15 protein-coding genes are annotated in these 14,447 nt (G+C 62.7%); 8 read left to right on the top strand and 7 right to left on the bottom strand.

The features are described from left to right. Nucleotides 1-9 precede the first annotated feature (9 nt). Nucleotides 10-1,323, top strand: coding sequence for an ATP-binding protein (locus IAE36_RS16965; RefSeq protein ID WP_060482954.1), 1,314 nt, complete (start codon nucleotides 10-12; stop codon nucleotides 1,321-1,323). Between the two features lie 278 nt (nucleotides 1,324-1,601). Here IAE36_RS16965 and rimK read toward each other — a convergent pair whose 3' ends face one another. Beyond that, nucleotides 1,602-2,507: a 30S ribosomal protein S6--L-glutamate ligase gene (rimK, locus tag IAE36_RS16960; protein ID WP_012316721.1), complete on the bottom strand. Its 906-nt coding sequence runs from the start codon at nucleotides 2,505-2,507 to the stop codon at nucleotides 1,602-1,604. Continuing rightward, on the bottom strand, nucleotides 2,504-2,986 hold the full coding sequence (gene rimB, locus IAE36_RS16955) for a retropepsin-like aspartic endopeptidase RimB (RefSeq protein ID WP_028635352.1): 483 nt from the start codon (nucleotides 2,984-2,986) through the stop codon (nucleotides 2,504-2,506). The genes rimK and rimB overlap by 4 nt, the downstream gene beginning before the upstream one ends. A 109-nt stretch (nucleotides 2,987-3,095) precedes the next feature. Between rimB and IAE36_RS16950 the strand changes: the two genes are divergently transcribed. Further along, on the top strand, nucleotides 3,096-3,497 hold the full coding sequence (locus IAE36_RS16950) for an RNA-binding S4 domain-containing protein (protein ID WP_201213588.1): 402 nt from the start codon (nucleotides 3,096-3,098) through the stop codon (nucleotides 3,495-3,497). 27 nt (nucleotides 3,498-3,524) lie between these two features. Here the strand turns inward: IAE36_RS16950 and IAE36_RS16945 are convergent, their stop codons facing one another. Further along, a complete protein-coding gene (locus IAE36_RS16945) occupies nucleotides 3,525-4,319 on the bottom strand; it encodes a phosphatase PAP2 family protein (RefSeq protein WP_028635350.1) in 795 nt (264 codons plus the stop codon). A gap of 109 nt (nucleotides 4,320-4,428) precedes the next feature. On the opposite strand from IAE36_RS16945, the gene hslO reads away from it, so the two are divergent. The 3 genes from hslO (at nucleotide 4,429) to IAE36_RS16930 (ending at nucleotide 7,592) form a co-directional block, all read left to right on the top strand. Further along, on the top strand, nucleotides 4,429-5,328 hold the full coding sequence (hslO, locus tag IAE36_RS16940; protein WP_201213586.1) for an Hsp33 family molecular chaperone HslO: 900 nt from the start codon (nucleotides 4,429-4,431) through the stop codon (nucleotides 5,326-5,328). A gap of 179 nt (nucleotides 5,329-5,507) precedes the next feature. Next, nucleotides 5,508-7,049: a phosphoenolpyruvate carboxykinase gene (locus IAE36_RS16935; RefSeq protein WP_201213584.1), complete on the top strand. Its 1,542-nt coding sequence runs from the start codon at nucleotides 5,508-5,510 to the stop codon at nucleotides 7,047-7,049. Between the two features lie 108 nt (nucleotides 7,050-7,157). Then, on the top strand, nucleotides 7,158-7,592 hold the full coding sequence (locus IAE36_RS16930) for an acyl-CoA thioesterase (protein WP_201213583.1): 435 nt from the start codon (nucleotides 7,158-7,160) through the stop codon (nucleotides 7,590-7,592). Between the two features lie 54 nt (nucleotides 7,593-7,646). On the opposite strand, the gene IAE36_RS16925 is transcribed toward IAE36_RS16930, so the two are convergent. From IAE36_RS16925 to fdhD, 3 genes are all read right to left on the bottom strand, one after another. Beyond that, on the bottom strand, nucleotides 7,647-8,138 hold the full coding sequence (locus tag IAE36_RS16925; RefSeq protein ID WP_028635346.1) for a glycine zipper domain-containing protein: 492 nt from the start codon (nucleotides 8,136-8,138) through the stop codon (nucleotides 7,647-7,649). A 202-nt stretch (nucleotides 8,139-8,340) separates the two neighbouring features. Beyond that, nucleotides 8,341-10,686 (bottom strand): FdhF/YdeP family oxidoreductase, encoded by a 2,346-nt coding sequence (locus tag IAE36_RS16920; RefSeq protein WP_201213582.1) that lies wholly within the window; start codon nucleotides 10,684-10,686, stop codon nucleotides 8,341-8,343. Nucleotides 10,687-10,691: 5 nt separating this feature from the next. Next, on the bottom strand, nucleotides 10,692-11,522 hold the full coding sequence (gene fdhD, locus IAE36_RS16915; protein WP_201213581.1) for a formate dehydrogenase accessory sulfurtransferase FdhD: 831 nt from the start codon (nucleotides 11,520-11,522) through the stop codon (nucleotides 10,692-10,694). A 190-nt stretch (nucleotides 11,523-11,712) separates the two neighbouring features. On the opposite strand from fdhD, the gene lysM reads away from it, so the two are divergent. After that, nucleotides 11,713-12,153: a peptidoglycan-binding protein LysM gene (gene lysM, locus IAE36_RS16910; protein ID WP_201213580.1), complete on the top strand. Its 441-nt coding sequence runs from the start codon at nucleotides 11,713-11,715 to the stop codon at nucleotides 12,151-12,153. Nucleotides 12,154-12,252: 99 nt separating this feature from the next. Here lysM and yrfG read toward each other — a convergent pair whose 3' ends face one another. Next, nucleotides 12,253-12,915 carry a GMP/IMP nucleotidase gene (yrfG, locus tag IAE36_RS16905; protein WP_060482804.1) on the bottom strand — a complete coding sequence of 221 codons (663 nt, stop codon included), beginning with the start codon at nucleotides 12,913-12,915 and terminating at the stop codon, nucleotides 12,253-12,255. 64 nt (nucleotides 12,916-12,979) lie between these two features. Here yrfG and nudE point away from each other — a divergent pair, with 64 nt between their 5' ends. Then, nucleotides 12,980-13,546: an ADP compounds hydrolase NudE gene (gene nudE, locus IAE36_RS16900; protein WP_028635341.1), complete on the top strand. Its 567-nt coding sequence runs from the start codon at nucleotides 12,980-12,982 to the stop codon at nucleotides 13,544-13,546. Further along, nucleotides 13,543-14,361, top strand: coding sequence for a 3'(2'),5'-bisphosphate nucleotidase CysQ (cysQ, locus tag IAE36_RS16895; protein ID WP_201213579.1), 819 nt, complete (start codon nucleotides 13,543-13,545; stop codon nucleotides 14,359-14,361). The genes nudE and cysQ overlap by 4 nt, the downstream gene beginning before the upstream one ends. Nucleotides 14,362-14,447 lie beyond the last annotated feature (86 nt).

Here is a 14,447-nt window from a genome sequence, read left to right as displayed (position 1 = left end):
AGCCACTGAATGAAAACCCCTCTGTGGTTTCCGCAAAGCTTCTTCGCCCGCACGCTGTGGCTGGTCCTGATCGTCGTCCTGTTCTCCAAGGCACTCACCTTGGTCTACCTGTTGATGAACGAGGACGTGCTGGTCGACCGGCAGTACAGCCATGGCGTGGCATTGACACTGCGCGCCTACTGGGCGGCGGATGAAGAAAACCGCGACCAGATCGCCGAAGCGGCAGGCCTTATCCGGGTGACCGGCTCGGGCGTGCCCGAGGGCGAGCAGCACTGGCCGTACAGCGAAATCTACCAGCGGCAGATGCAGGCCGAGCTGGGCGAAGACACCGAGGTGCGTTTGCGCATTCATGCGCCACCGGCGCTGTGGGTCAACGCCCCCAGCCTGGGCCCTGGCTGGTTGAAAGTGCCGCTGTACCCACACCCGCTGCGCGGCCAGAAAATCTGGAACGTATTGGGCTGGTTCCTGGCCATCGGCCTGTTGTCCACGGCGTCGGCCTGGATTTTCGTGCGCCAGCTCAACCAGCCGCTCAAGCGCTTGGTCTTCGCCGCCCGCCAGCTGGGGCAGGGGCGCAGTGTGCGTTTGCCCATCAGCGACACCCCCAGCGAAATGGCCGAGGTGTACAAGGCGTTCAACCAGATGGCAGAGGACGTGGAGCAGGCCGGGCGCGAGCGTGAGTTGATGCTGGCCGGGGTTTCCCACGACCTGCGCACGCCGCTGACACGCTTGCGTTTGTCGCTGTCATTGCTCGACAGCGACAACGACCTGAGTGACGACATGGTCCGGGACATCGAAGACATGGACGCCATTCTCGATCAGTTCCTGGCGTTCATCCGCGACGGCCGCGATGAGCCCCTGGAAGAAATCGACCTGGGCGCGCTTGTGCGTGAGGTGGTGGCGCCGTACAACCAGCCGCAAGAACGCGTGCGTCTGTGCCTGGAGCCCATTCCGCCGTTCCCGGTACGCCGGGTGTCGCTCAAGCGCATGCTGGGCAACTTGATCGGCAACGCCCTGCACCATGCGGGCAAAGGCGTGGAGGTGGCGGCCTATGTATCTGGTGACGAAAGTGCGCCGTATGTGGTGCTGAGCGTGCTGGACCGGGGTACCGGCATCGATGAGTCGGAGCTGGAAACCATCTTCAACCCGTTCATTCGTGGTGACCGGGCGCGCGGTGGCAAAGGCACCGGGCTGGGGCTGGCGATCGTCAAGCGGATCGCGGCGCAGCATGGTGGGAATGTGGAGCTGCGTAATCGGTCCGGTGGTGGGATCGAGGCGCGGGTAAGGCTGCCGCTGGGGTTGCTGTTACCGCGTAATGCTGTTTGAGGCCTTCCGGCCTCGTCGCGGCTGAAGCCGCTCCCACAGGTACTGCACAAACCTGAAGGCTGCGGTAATCCTGTGGGAGCGGCTTCAGCCGCGAAGAGGCCGGTACAGGCTTGCATCAACCTTTACCTTTGGTCCGGGTCTGATTCGGGCCGCCATTCTTCTCCAGGTGCTCGATGATCATGCCGGCCACGTTCTCCCACAGGTACTGCACAAACCTGAAGGCTGCGGTAATCCTGTGGGAGCGGCTTCAGCCGCGAAGAGGCCGGTAAAGGCTTGCATCAACCTTTACCTTTGGTCCGGGTCTGATTCGGGCCGCCATTCTTCTCCAGGTGCTCGATGATCATCCCGGCCACGTTCTTGCCGGTGGTCACTTCAATGCCCTCCAGCCCGGGCGATGAGTTCACCTCCATCACCAGCGGCCCATGGTTGGAACGCAAAATATCCACACCCGCCACGCTCAAGCCCATCACCTTGGCCGCACGAATCGCGGTAATCCGCTCTTCAGGCGTGATTTTGATCAGGCTGGCGACGCCGCCCCGGTGCAGGTTGGAGCGGAACTCGCCTGGCTTGGCCTGACGTTTCATCGAAGCAATCACCTTGTCGCCCACCACGAAGCAGCGAATGTCGGCGCCGCCAGCCTCCTTGATGTATTCCTGAACCATGATGTTCTGTTTCAGGCCCATGAACGCTTCGATCACCGACTCGGCCGCCTGGGTTGTCTCGCACAGCACCACGCCGATGCCCTGGGTGCCCTCCAGCACCTTGATCACCAGCGGCGCGCCGTTGACCATCTGGATCAGGTCGGGGATGTCGTCTGGCGAGTGGGCAAAGCCGGTGATCGGCAGGCCGATGCCGCGCCGTGACAGCAATTGCAGCGACCGCAGCTTGTCCCGCGAGCGGGCGATGGCCACCGACTCGTTCAGTGGGTACACCCCCATCATCTCGAACTGCCGCAGCACGGCACAGCCGTAGAACGTGACCGATGCCCCAATGCGCGGAATGACAGCATCGAACCCTTCCAGTGGCTTGCCGCGGTAGTGGATCTGCGGCTTGTGGCTGGCAATGTTCATATAGGCACGCAGGGTATCGATCACTACCATTTCGTGGCCACGCTGGGTACCGGCTTCGACCAGGCGGCGGGTGGAATACAGACGCGGATTGCGCGACAGCACAGCGATCTTCATGCAGCACCTGTTAATGAAGAGAGGGTGGCCGGAAAGGCCGGTTTGTCCTGCACATATTTAACGCCAGGGTTGACCACAAGTTGGCCGTGGACCAACGCCTTGGACCCTAGCAACAGGCGGTAGCGCATGCTCTTGCGGCAGGCCAGGGTAAATTCCACCGCCCACACCCTGTCACCCAGCGCCAGCGACGTACGGATCACATAGCGCGTCTGGGCATGGCCATTGGAGCTTCTGATGGTTTTTCGGGTCACCAGTGGGGCTTCGCAGCGGCGGTGACGCAACTGCACCACCGTGCCCAGGTGCGCGGTAAATCGGACCCATGGCTCGCCATTGCGTTCGAATGGCTCGATGTCGGTTGCATGCAGGCTGGAGGTGCTTGCACCGGTATCGATCTTGGCGCGCAGCCCCGCCACGCCCAGGTCGGGCAGGGCAACCCATTCGCGCAGGCCGATTACAGTCAGATGATCAAATGTCTTCACAAAACGCACCCTGCGGATGAGGTAGTGAACTGTAAGCACGACGGGGATTTTTTGCATCCGATGGTTACGGTAGTACAGTTCCGTGAAACACAGTATTCGAGGTATGGGGATGGCACAGAAAGTCGAAGATGACGACAAGGTTCGCCTGGACAAATGGCTATGGGCTGCGCGCTTCTACAAGACCCGCGCCCTGGCCAAGGCGGCCATCGAAAGCGGCAAGGTGCACTGCCGTGGCGAGCGATGCAAGCCGGGCAAGGAGCCGCGGGTGGGTGACGAGTTTGTGCTGCGCACCGGGTTCGATGAGCGCACCGTAGTGGTGAAAGCGCTTACGACCGTGCGCCGTGGGGCGCCAGAGGCGCAGACGTTGTATGCCGAAACCGAAGATAGCATCCGCCGCCGTGAGCAGGCGGCCGAATTGCGCAAGGCCGGGGCAGTAGGCGTGACCACCGACGGGCGGCCAACCAAGAAGCAGCGGCGGCAGATTCACCAGCTGCATGGCAATTTTGACTGAAGGGGCCGCCAGGCAGCCCCCTTCACGCTAGCGCACTACCGCCAGCCTGTTGATCAGCGGCAACCTGGCCGCAAACCTGAACAGCGGCGCGGTCCAACGCACCAGCGCCGCAGTGCTGTGGGCGGCCAGCGGTGTGTACAGGCTCCAGCCCAGTGCCAGCACAGCCATCAGCAGGCCACCGATGTAGTCGTCCTGCCCCCAGTGGGCGCCCGCCACCAGGCGTGGCAGCATGAACAGCACTGCCAGGCCCCAGATCACCAGGTATTGCCCAATGCGGCGGCTGAACACGCTCATGAACAGCGCCCAGATCAGCAGCACCGAGGCGTGATCGCCCGGGAAGCTCTTGCTGGAACGGTCTTTCAGTTCCCAGGAGGATTCCAGGTTGGGGTAGTAGTCACTCAGGTGCACAGCGCTGTCGAACATCATCGACGGGCTGTTGTGCTGCCAGCCGGCAGCGTCCACCCACTTGGAAAACAGCGCACGAATCACCACTAAGAGCAGTAGCGTGACCAGAAAACCAAAAAACGCCTGGCGAACCTGCACGGCCTTGAACACCCAGTTGCCACGAATCAGCGCCGCCAGCAGGATCAGGCCCACGACGATGTCGAACGGGCGCAAGCTGCCAACGGTCCAGATGTAACGCCATGTAGTGTTCTCGGCCAGCGGCGCGTTCAGGGTATGGAACAGCCATTCGTCGAATGCCAGGCACAGGCTCTGGCCAACAGGCCACAACCAGAAACACAGTAGTGCGATGGGCAGTAGCGTGCACGCTACCAAGGGTCCCCAGGACCACCTCGCTTGGAACAGTGGTCGATTGTCCATAAGATACCTCTATCTCCTAATAGGGAAATGAGCGCCCGAAGGCGCCCCACGGCGGGATTTGTAATTCTCCGCAATCATTTTGTCATCATTTTCAGATAGCCAGACACCCATGAGCGATTTGCCAGATACCGATTTCACCCAACGTTTCATCTTCGACGAGCGCGACGTGCGCGGCGAGTGGGTGTCTCTCGATGACAGCTACGCCGCCGTGCTGGCGCGTCACCCATACCCCGCGCCCGTGCAGGCGTTGCTGGGCGAGCTGATGGCCGCCACTGCCTTGCTGGTCGGCGCGCTCAAGTTCGATGGCCTGCTCATTCTGCAGGCGCGTTCTGCCGGCCCCATCCCCTTGTTGATGGTGGAGTGCTCTGGCGAGCGCGACATCCGCGGCATGGCCCGTTACGAAGCCGAACAGATCGCCGCCGAGGCCACCCTGGCCCAGCTGATGCCCGACGGGCACCTGACCCTGACCATCGACCCGGTCAAGGGCCAGCGTTACCAAGGTACCGTGGACCTCGACGGGGCCAACCTGTCGGAGTGTTTCACCAATTACTTTGTTCAGTCCCAGCAGCTGAACACGCGGTTCTGGCTGAATACCGAAGGCGGCAAGGCCCGGGGCCTGCTGCTGCAGCAACTGCCACGTGATCGCCAGCCCGATGACGAAGAGCGTGAAGAAAGCTGGCAGCATGTGGTCGCCCTGGCCAGCACGCTGAAAGCCGACGAGTGGGCGCTGGATAACGAAACCCTGCTGCACCGCCTGTACCACGAAGATGCCGTGCGCCTGTTCGATGTGCAGCCGCTGCGCTTCAACTGCAGCTGCTCGCGCGAACGTTCCGGCAATGCGCTGGTCAGCCTTGGCGAAGAAGATGCCAAGGCGCTGGTGGAAGAATGTGGCGGTACGGTGGAGATCGATTGCCAGTTCTGCAACCAGCGCTATTTCTTCGATGCCAACGATGTCGCACAGCTCTTTGCGGGTGGCGGCACGGACGTGGCCTCAGAAACTCGTCACTGAAACGTTTCACTACAGGAGAATCTCCTGTCGAATTGCGCAAAAGCTCGGTTCTGACAGGAGGGGCCTACTTTTTTTGGGCGTTTCTGGCATAATCCGGCCACTTTTTTCGCTGTAGTAGTTTTTTCGAGACGACTACAAAACGTTTGGAGCACTCGGCCTCGGGCCGGATGGGGTATCTCATGACGCAAGCCAACAACACCGTGTACACCGACCTGAGCGTCGATGAGCTGGTAAAAGAAGCGCTGCAACGCGGTGAAGGCGTACTAGCCGATACTGGTGCACTGGTCGTGGAGACGGGCCACCGTACCGGCCGTTCCCCGGCTGACCGTTTCATCGTCGAAGAACCTTCCACCCAGGACGACATCGCCTGGGGCCCGATCAACCGCAAGTTCCCGGCTGACAAGTTCGATGCCCTGTGGGACCGCGTCGAGGCGTTCAACAACGCCCAGGATCACTTCGTTTCCTACGTTCACGTAGGTGCGGCAGCCGACCACTACCTGCCGGTGAAGATGACCACCCAGACTGCCTGGCAGAACCTGTTTGGCCGTTGCCTGTTCATCAACCCGGAGCAGTACAACCCTGCTGGCCGTGATGAGTGGCAAGTGCTGAACGTTGCCAACTTCGAGTGCGTGCCCGAGCGTGACGGCACCAACTCCGACGGTTGCGTGATCCTCAACTTCGCCCAGAAGAAAGTACTGATCGCCGGCATGCGTTACGCCGGTGAAATGAAGAAAGCCATGTTCTCGGTGCAGAACTTCCTGCTGCCGGCTGCCGACGTGCTGCCAATGCACTGCGCTGCCAACATCGGTGAAAACGGCGACGTCACCCTGTTCTTCGGCCTGTCCGGCACCGGCAAGACTACCCTGTCTGCCGACGAAAGCCGTTACCTGATTGGTGATGACGAGCACGGTTGGGGTGAGGGCGTGGTGTTCAACATCGAAGGCGGTTGCTATGCCAAGTGCATCGACCTGTCGGAGAAGAACGAGCCGGTTATCTGGAAGGCCATCAAGCACGGCGCCGTGCTGGAAAACGTGGTAATCGACGACAACAAGCATGCCGATTACACCAACGTCAGCCTGACCCAGAACAGCCGCGCTGCCTACCCGCTGGAGCACGTTGCCAAGCGCTCCGAGGCCAACCTGGGCGGCGAGCCCAACGCGGTGATCTTCCTCACCTGCGACCTGACCGGTGTTCTGCCGCCGGTGTCGATCCTGAACAACGAGCAGGCGGCCTACCACTTCCTGTCCGGCTACACCGCGCTGGTTGGCTCCACTGAAATGGGTTCGGGCGGCGGCATCAAGTCGACCTTCTCCACCTGCTTCGGCGCGCCGTTCTTCCCGCGCCCGGCTGGCGAGTATGCCGAGCTGCTGATCAAGCGCATCAAGGGCTTCAACTCCAAAGTATACCTGGTGAACACCGGCTGGACCGGCGGTGGCTACGGCGTGGGCAACCGCTTCAACATTCCGACCACCCGTGCGGTGATCGCTGCCATCCAGAGCGGTGCGCTGGTGGGTGCCGAAACCGAGCACCTGGGCATCATCAACCTGGACGTGCCCAAGGCTGTTCCGGGCGTCGACACCGAGCTGCTGAACCCGCGTAACACCTGGGCGGACAAAGCAGCCTACGACGAGGCCGCTAAAGGCCTGGCCAAGCTGTTCATCGAAAACTTCAAGAAGTTTGAAGTATCCGACGCCATCAAGGCTGCTGGCCCTCAGCTGTAAGCTGACCTGGGCAGTACCGCACTATCAGGGGCCGCTTTGCGGCCCTGATTTTTACCCCGGATTTCTGTTTCACTGTCTGCATCCCTTGCCAAGACATGAGCCAGCCCGATGATCCAACCCCCTCCGCGCACCGCCTTCACCCATTTCCACCCTGTGCTCACCCGCCCCCAGGACAGTGACGTTAACGGTCACATTGCCGGTGCAACCGTGCATGGCTATTTCGAAACCGCCATTCAGGCGTTCCTGGTGGAGCAAGCCGAGCTCGACTTGCGGGACGGTGAACTGGCCGCTTTCGTGGTCAGCGCTTCGGCAGACTTCTACGCCTTGCCAGCATTTCCGGATGTGCTGGAGGTGGGCTTGGGCGTGGCGCGCCTGGCTGGCAGTACGGTGGAGTATCGCCTGGCGCTGTACCGCCCTGGCGAAGCCCAGGCCTGCGCTGCAGGCACCGTGGTGCAGGTGTTCATCGAACGCGCCAGCGGCCAGCCCGTTGCATTGCCGCAGCCGCTGCACACGCTGTTGTCGGCGCTGATGGTACAGCCTTGACGAAAAAGCCCCGCCATGAGGGCGGGGCTTCTGCAGTGCGGCCTGGCTGAGCCATCAAGGGTGGCGATGACGGCCATGCTTGCGGTGGCCGTAATGCGGGCCTGGGCCCGGGCCGCGGTCCCAGTGACGGCGGTCGTCGTAGTCGCGACGGTACCGGCGATGGTCACGGCGGTCGTCCTGGTCGGCCTTGTTACCCATGTAGTTACCCAGGGCGCCGCCGGCACCGCCGCCCGCGGCTGCACCGATGTAGCTACCGGTGGTACCGCCCACCGAGCGGCCAACCACGTTGCCGCCCGCTGCACCCAGTGCGCCGCCAATGGCCGCCTCACCGCGCTGGCGCTTGTCGGCACCTACCGCGCTGCCTGCCGCACCGCCCAGGCCCGCGCCGATGGCCCCACCGGTGCTACCACCGATGGACTGGCCAACGACTGAGCCCAGTACCCCACCCAATGCGCCGCCAATGCCGGCCTCGGTGGTGCCGCCTGCCATGGCAACGCCGCTGAGCAAGCTGAAAGACAACAACAGAATCGAGGAGTACTTCTTCATCAAGAGAGCCTCAGAGTTAGGACGAGGCGAATTTGCGGGTAACCTGCGTGGCTGGCAACGTAAATCCGACGAGCTGCACGAGTTGTACACAATTCTGTAAGTTGTTGAATTGGCTATGAAACTTAAACTGTTTTTGGCGGTCATAGACCTTTATGACAAAGCCCTGAACCTCACCGGAACAGGGCTTTTTCGTTGATGGCCGTCACACAATGCGGCCGTTGTCCTCGGCCCGTTCCAGCTTGATGGCGATGAACTTCGACGTGGGCGTATGGCTGCCATCGCCAATGCTCTCCAGCGGTACCAACGGGTTTACCTCGGGGTAATACGCCGCTGCCTGCCCTGCCGGTATGTCGAACGCCAGCAGGGTGAACCCGCGCACACGGCGCACATGCTCATCGCCCCACAACGACACGATGTCCACCTTCTGCCCCGGCTGGAAGCCCAGGCGGATGATGTCCGCTTCGTTGGCAAACAGCACGTCGCGCTGGCCACGCACGCCCCGGTAGCGGTCATCCAGGCCATAGATGGTGGTGTTGTACTGATCATGCGAGCGCATCGACTGCATGATCAGGTCCGGCACTTGGCCGCTGGCCCGTACGCGCTCATCCAGCAGGGTATCTGGCAGCAGGTTGGCCTTGAAGTTGGCGCGGCCGGTGGCGGTTTTCCAGTCGCGGGTGGCCGCACTGTTGCCCAGGTAAAAGCCGCCCGGGTGGCGCATGCGCTGGTTGAAGCCGGTGAAGCCCGGGATGGTGTCAGCGATCAGGTCGCGAATACGGTCGTAGTCAGCCACCAGCCAGTGCCAGTCCACCGGGCGCTTGCCCAAGGTGGCGGCCGCGATGCCGGCGATAACGGCAGGTTCTGAACGCATCTGCGAAGACAGGGGTTTGAGCTGCCCATTCGAGCCGTGCACCATGCTGAACGAGTCTTCCACCGTGACGGCCTGTGGCCCGTCGGCCGGCAGGTCGATATCGGTGCGGCCCAGGCACGGCAGAATCAGCGCCTGCTTGCCATGCACCAGGTGGCTGCGGTTGAGCTTGGTGCTGATGTGCACGGTCAACTCGCAGTTGCGCAGCGCCTTGGCGGTGCGTTCGGTATCCGGGGTTGCCTGGGCAAAGTTGCCGCCCAGGCCGATGAACACCCGGGCACGCCCGTCCAGCATGGCGTGGATGGCCTCGACGGTGTTATGGCCATTGTGGCGAGGCACCGGAAAGCCAAACCGCTTTTCGAGGGCATCGAGCAGCGCCACCGGTGGGCGCTCGTTGATGCCCATGGTGCGGTCGCCCTGCACGTTGCTGTGGCCACGCACCGGGCACAGGCCTGCGCCCGGGGCACCGATGTTGCCGCGCAGCATCTGCAGGTTGACGAGTTCCTGGATGGTGGGCACCGAATGGCGGTGCTGGGTGATGCCCATGGCCCAGCACATGATCACCCGCTTGCTGCGGCAGTACATACGGGCCGCCAGCTCGATGTCGTGCAGTGGCAGCCCGGCCTGGGCCTGGATGTGCTCCCACGGGGTGGCATCGACCACGGCCAGGTAATCCTCAACGCCATGCCCGTGCTGCGCAATGAACGCATGGTCCAGCACGGCGGGTTCACCGTTGGCTTTGGCCTCGCGTTCCCACTGCAGCACGAACTTGGCCATGCCGCGCAGCATCGCCATGTCGCCGCCCAGCGCCGGGCGGAAGAATGCCGTGTTGGTAGGCCGGTCACTGTTGGTGAGCATTTCCAGCGGGTTTTGCGGGTGCTGGAAGCGTTCCAGGCCGCGCTCTTTCAGGGGGTTGATGCACACCACCTGGGCGCCGCGCTTTACCGCATCGCGCAGCGGGTCGAGCATGCGCGGGTGGTTGGTGCCGGGGTTCTGGCCCCACACAAAGATGGCGTCGGCGTGTTCGAAATCGTCGAAGGTCACGGTGCCCTTGCCCACACCCACGCTTTGCCCCAAGGCTACGCCGCTGGCCTCGTGGCACATGTTCGAGCAGTCGGGGAAGTTGTTGGTGCCGTACGCCCGCACAAACAGTTGGTACAGGTAGGCCGCCTCGTTGCTGGCCCGGCCGGAGGTGTAGAACTCGGCCTGGTCGGGGGTGGCCAGCTTGTTCAGCTCACGGGCGATCAAGGCGAAGGCAGCGTCCCAGCTGATGGGCTGGTAGCGGTCGCTGTCGGCGTCGTACGCCATCGGTTCGGTCAGGCGGCCTTGGTACTCCAGCCAGTAATCGCTTTGCTGCAGCAGCGAAGTAACGCTGTAGCGGGCGAAGAAGGCGGCGTCGACACGGCGCTTGGTGGCTTCCCAGTTCACCGCCTTGGCGCCGTTTTCGCAGAACTTCACCATGCCGCTTTCCGGGGAGTCCCCCCAGGCGCAGCCCGGGCAGTCGAAGCCGCCGTTCTGGTTGGTCTTGAGCAGTGCGCGAATGTTCTTCAGCGCGTTGTCACTGCCAACCCAGGCCTTGGCCACGCTGCGCAGCGCTCCCCAGCCACCGGCGGGGCCGTGGTAGGGCTTGTAGCGTGGAGGGGAGGCTGGGGCGTTGTCCGGTAGATGCTGGTACGAGCTCACGACTTTTACGACTCCGCCGCGGGGCTATACACCCGCGGTGCACTGTGTTTGGGCAGGTGGATAAGGTTGAGGTTGTGCTTGCGCGCCCATTGCAGGGCAAGGCCGGTGGGGGCGGACAGGCTGACCAGGGTCTGGATGCCAGCGCGCAGGACCTTCTGGATCAGTTCAAGGCTGCAGCGGCTGGTGACGATGGCCAGGCCACCCTGGCTGTCGATGCCTTGGCGCAGCAGGGCGCCGATCAGTTTGTCGAGGGCGTTGTGCCGGCCAATGTCCTCACGGCCCATCAACAGTTCGCCGTGCCGGTCCATGAACAGCGCCGCGTGCACCGCCCCGCTGTGCTGGCCCAATGGCTGAAACACATCGATGCGCTTGCGCAGGTTCACCAGCCAAGCAGCTGGTGGCAGCGGGGCGCCAGGCAGTTTGGTCAGTTCTGGCAGCGCCTGCTCCAGCGCCTCGACACCGCACAGGCCGCAACCGCTGGTACCGGCCAACTGGCGGCGTTGGTTTTTCAGGTTCCAGAAGGCGCGGCTGGAAATTTCCAGGTCGGCGTACAACGATGCGCCGCTGCCCGACAACTTGACGTCATAGATTTCTGCCGTGCTTTCAACAATGCCGCTGCCCACGCTGAAACCGACGGCAAAGTCTTCCAGGTCGGTGGGGCTTACCAGCATCACCGCCTGGTTCAGGCCGTTGTAGACAATGGCCAGGGCCACTTCTTCAGCCAGGGGGGTGGTGTCACGCTGGCCGTCGTCCAGCTGGACGTAATCGTAGGTGTTGCTGGCGGCGGGCATGGCCAAGGCTGATGAGGCCGCGCAGAACGGGGGCTTGCTGGTCATCGGGGCTTGCTCTTGATCGACGCAATCGGCGGCATTCTGAGGCCACAAGCCTAGGCTTGCAGGCTGGCGCCGTCTAATTGCTAGGGTCTATGTAGTGATAGACCGCGTCGATTGGTCGCAGTGCAGCGACAAGTTGAGTCTTGACCTAGACTCCGGTGTCCAACGGGTTCACGTCAACAAGGAGAGCGTCATGAGTCTATTCAGCTTTGTGAAGGAAGCAGGCGAGAAGTTGATCGATCTGCTGACCCCCGGCAATGCCAATGCCGAGGAGCAGTTGAAGAAGCACGTGGAAAGTGTCGGCCTGGGCAACCCCAATATCACTGCCACAGTGGAGGGCGACAAGGTCATCCTGAAGGGCGAGGTGGCCAGCCAGGAAGAGAAAGAAAAGATCATCCTGGCGACAGGCAACATCGATGGGGTGGCCAGCGTTGAAGATCAGATCACGGTTACCGGGCCTGCGGCACAGGCTGCGCGTTTTGTGACGGTGGAGAAGGGCGACACGTTGAGTGCCATTTCCAAGAAGGTGTATGGCGACCCCAACAAGTATCAGAAGATCTTTGAGGCCAACAAGCCCATGCTGTCGCACCCGGACAAGATTTACCCAGGGCAGGTGCTGCGTATTCCTGACTGATCAGCGGTGCAGTTTCGCGAGTGAACTCGCTCCCACAGGAATAGCATTTGCCGGCATTTCCAAAAACCTGGGGGAGCGGGTTTACCTGCGACGAGGCCCTTAAAGGCCAGCCAACAATTCCCGGTAGTCTTCCACCGCGGCGAACTCCGCCGTATCACGTGGTTGTGCCTGGCTGTCGGGTTGGCGCACCGCCAGCAGGTGGGCGACACCAAACTCCCGTGCGCTGCGCAGAATCGGCAGGGTGTCATCGATAAACAGGCTACGCCCTGGCTCGAAGCCGATATCCGCCTGCAACGCATCCCAGAACTGCGGGTTCTCTTTCGGGAAACCGTAATCGTGGGAGCTGATCAGCCGTTCAAAATACGGCGCCAGCTCCACCCGCTCCAGCTTCAGCGACAGCGAATCCCGGTGCGCGTTGGTGATCATCACCACCCGCTTGCCCGCCTGGCGGATGGCTGCCAGGAAGGTGTCGGCGTCGGGGCGCAGGGCAATCAGGTGGGCGATTTCCTGCTTCAGCTCGCGGATCGGCAACCGCAGTTCGCGGCTCCAGAAGTCCAGGCAGTACCAGTTCAGCGTGCCGGCATTGCGCTCGAACAGCGGCTCCAGCTCCATTTGCGCCATGGCCCGGCTTACCCCGTGCAGTTCGGCGTAGCGCTGGGGCAGGTGGTCCAGCCAGAAGCGGTTGTCGTAGTGCAGGTCGAGCAGGGTGCCATCCATGTCCAGCAGGACGGTGTCGATGGCGGACCAGGGAAGAACAGGCATGGGAAACTCTCGTTCAGTCGGCAAGCCACGGTATAGTAACCCGTTCACGCCAAGGAGCCGCCCCATGCGCCAGAAACCCACCGTACTCAGCCGCGAAATCGTCGCCAGCAGCCGCCTGTTTCGTGTCGAAGCCGTGCAGCTGCGCTTCAGCAACGGCAACGAGCGTACCTACGAGCGCCTGGTGGGCCGTGGCAATGGTTATGGTGCGGTGATGATCGTGGCCATGCTGGATGCCGAGCACGCCGTGTTGGTAGAGGAGTACTGCGGCGGTACCGATGAATATGAGCTGTCGCTGCCCAAGGGCCTGATCGAGCCGGGTGAAGACGTGCTGGCAGCCGCCGACCGTGAGCTAAAGGAAGAGGCCGGCTACGGTGCCCGCCAGTTGGAGCACCTGACCGAACTGTCGCTGTCGCCGGGCTACATGAGCCAGAAGATCCAGGTGGTGCTGGCCACCGACCTGTACGAAGAGCGCCTGGAGGGCGACGAGCCGGAGCCGATGGGGGTGGACAAGGTCAACCTGCGCGAGCTTGCGGCCCTGGCCATGCACCCGCAGTTCAGCGAGGGGCGCGCGCTGGCCGCGTTGTACCTGGCCCGCGACCTGCTCATCCAGCGGGGGCTGCTGTCGCTATGAACGACCTGCAACTGATGCATGAGGTGGTGAAGCTGGCACGGGTGGCGGGCGAAGCCATTCTGCCGTTCTGGCGCGCGGGCGTTGAAGTGACCAACAAGGCAGACGACTCACCGGTGACCGCCGCCGACCTGGCGGCGCATCGGGTGATTGCCGATGGCCTGCTGGCGCTGGCGCCGGCTATTGCGGTGCTGTCCGAAGAAGACTGCGACATTGCCCTGGCCGAACGCCAGGGCTGGAGCCGCTGGTGGCTGGTGGACCCTTTGGATGGCACCAAGGAATTCATTGCCGGCAGTGAAGAATTTACCGTCAACATCGCCTTGGTCGAACAGGGCGAGGTGGTGTTTGGCGTGGTGTTGATGCCCACCAGTGGGCGCTGCTATTTTGGTGGTCGCGCCCTGGGCGCATGGCGTGCCGAGCCGGGGCAGGCGGCTGCGCCGATCCAGGTGCGCACGGCCCCGCCTGAGGGTGAGCGGTTTACAGTGGTGGCCAGCCGACGGCACTCCAGCCCGCAGCAGGAAGCGCTGCTGGCCGGGCTGGGGGCAGCAGTGGGCGCGCTTGAGCTGGCCAATGTGGGCAGTTCGCTGAAGTTCTGCCTGCTGGCCGAGGGCAGCGCCGACTGTTACCCGCGCCTGGCGCCGACGTCGCAGTGGGACACTGCAGCGGCGCAGGGTGTGGTGGAAGGTGCCGGTGGCGAGGTGCTTGGGGTGGATGGCCTGCCGTTCCGCTACCCGGCGCGGGAGTCGCTGCTGAACCCGCACTTCGTCGCGTTGCCGGCCAAGGCAGTTTGGCGCGAAGACTTCCTTCGGTTGATCTAATTCCTCCCTCACAGGCCTGTATTTAGCAGGGACCTGTGGGAGCAACTGTCTTCCACAAAGTCTGAATGCTGGCGCAATCCACCTTG

This window comes from Pseudomonas sp. S36 (assembly GCF_016647875.1).
Lineage (GTDB): Bacteria > Pseudomonadota > Gammaproteobacteria > Pseudomonadales > Pseudomonadaceae > Aquipseudomonas > Aquipseudomonas parafulva.
Note: the sequence above shows the minus strand (reverse complement) of the source record. Positions and strands in the feature narration are given on the sequence as shown.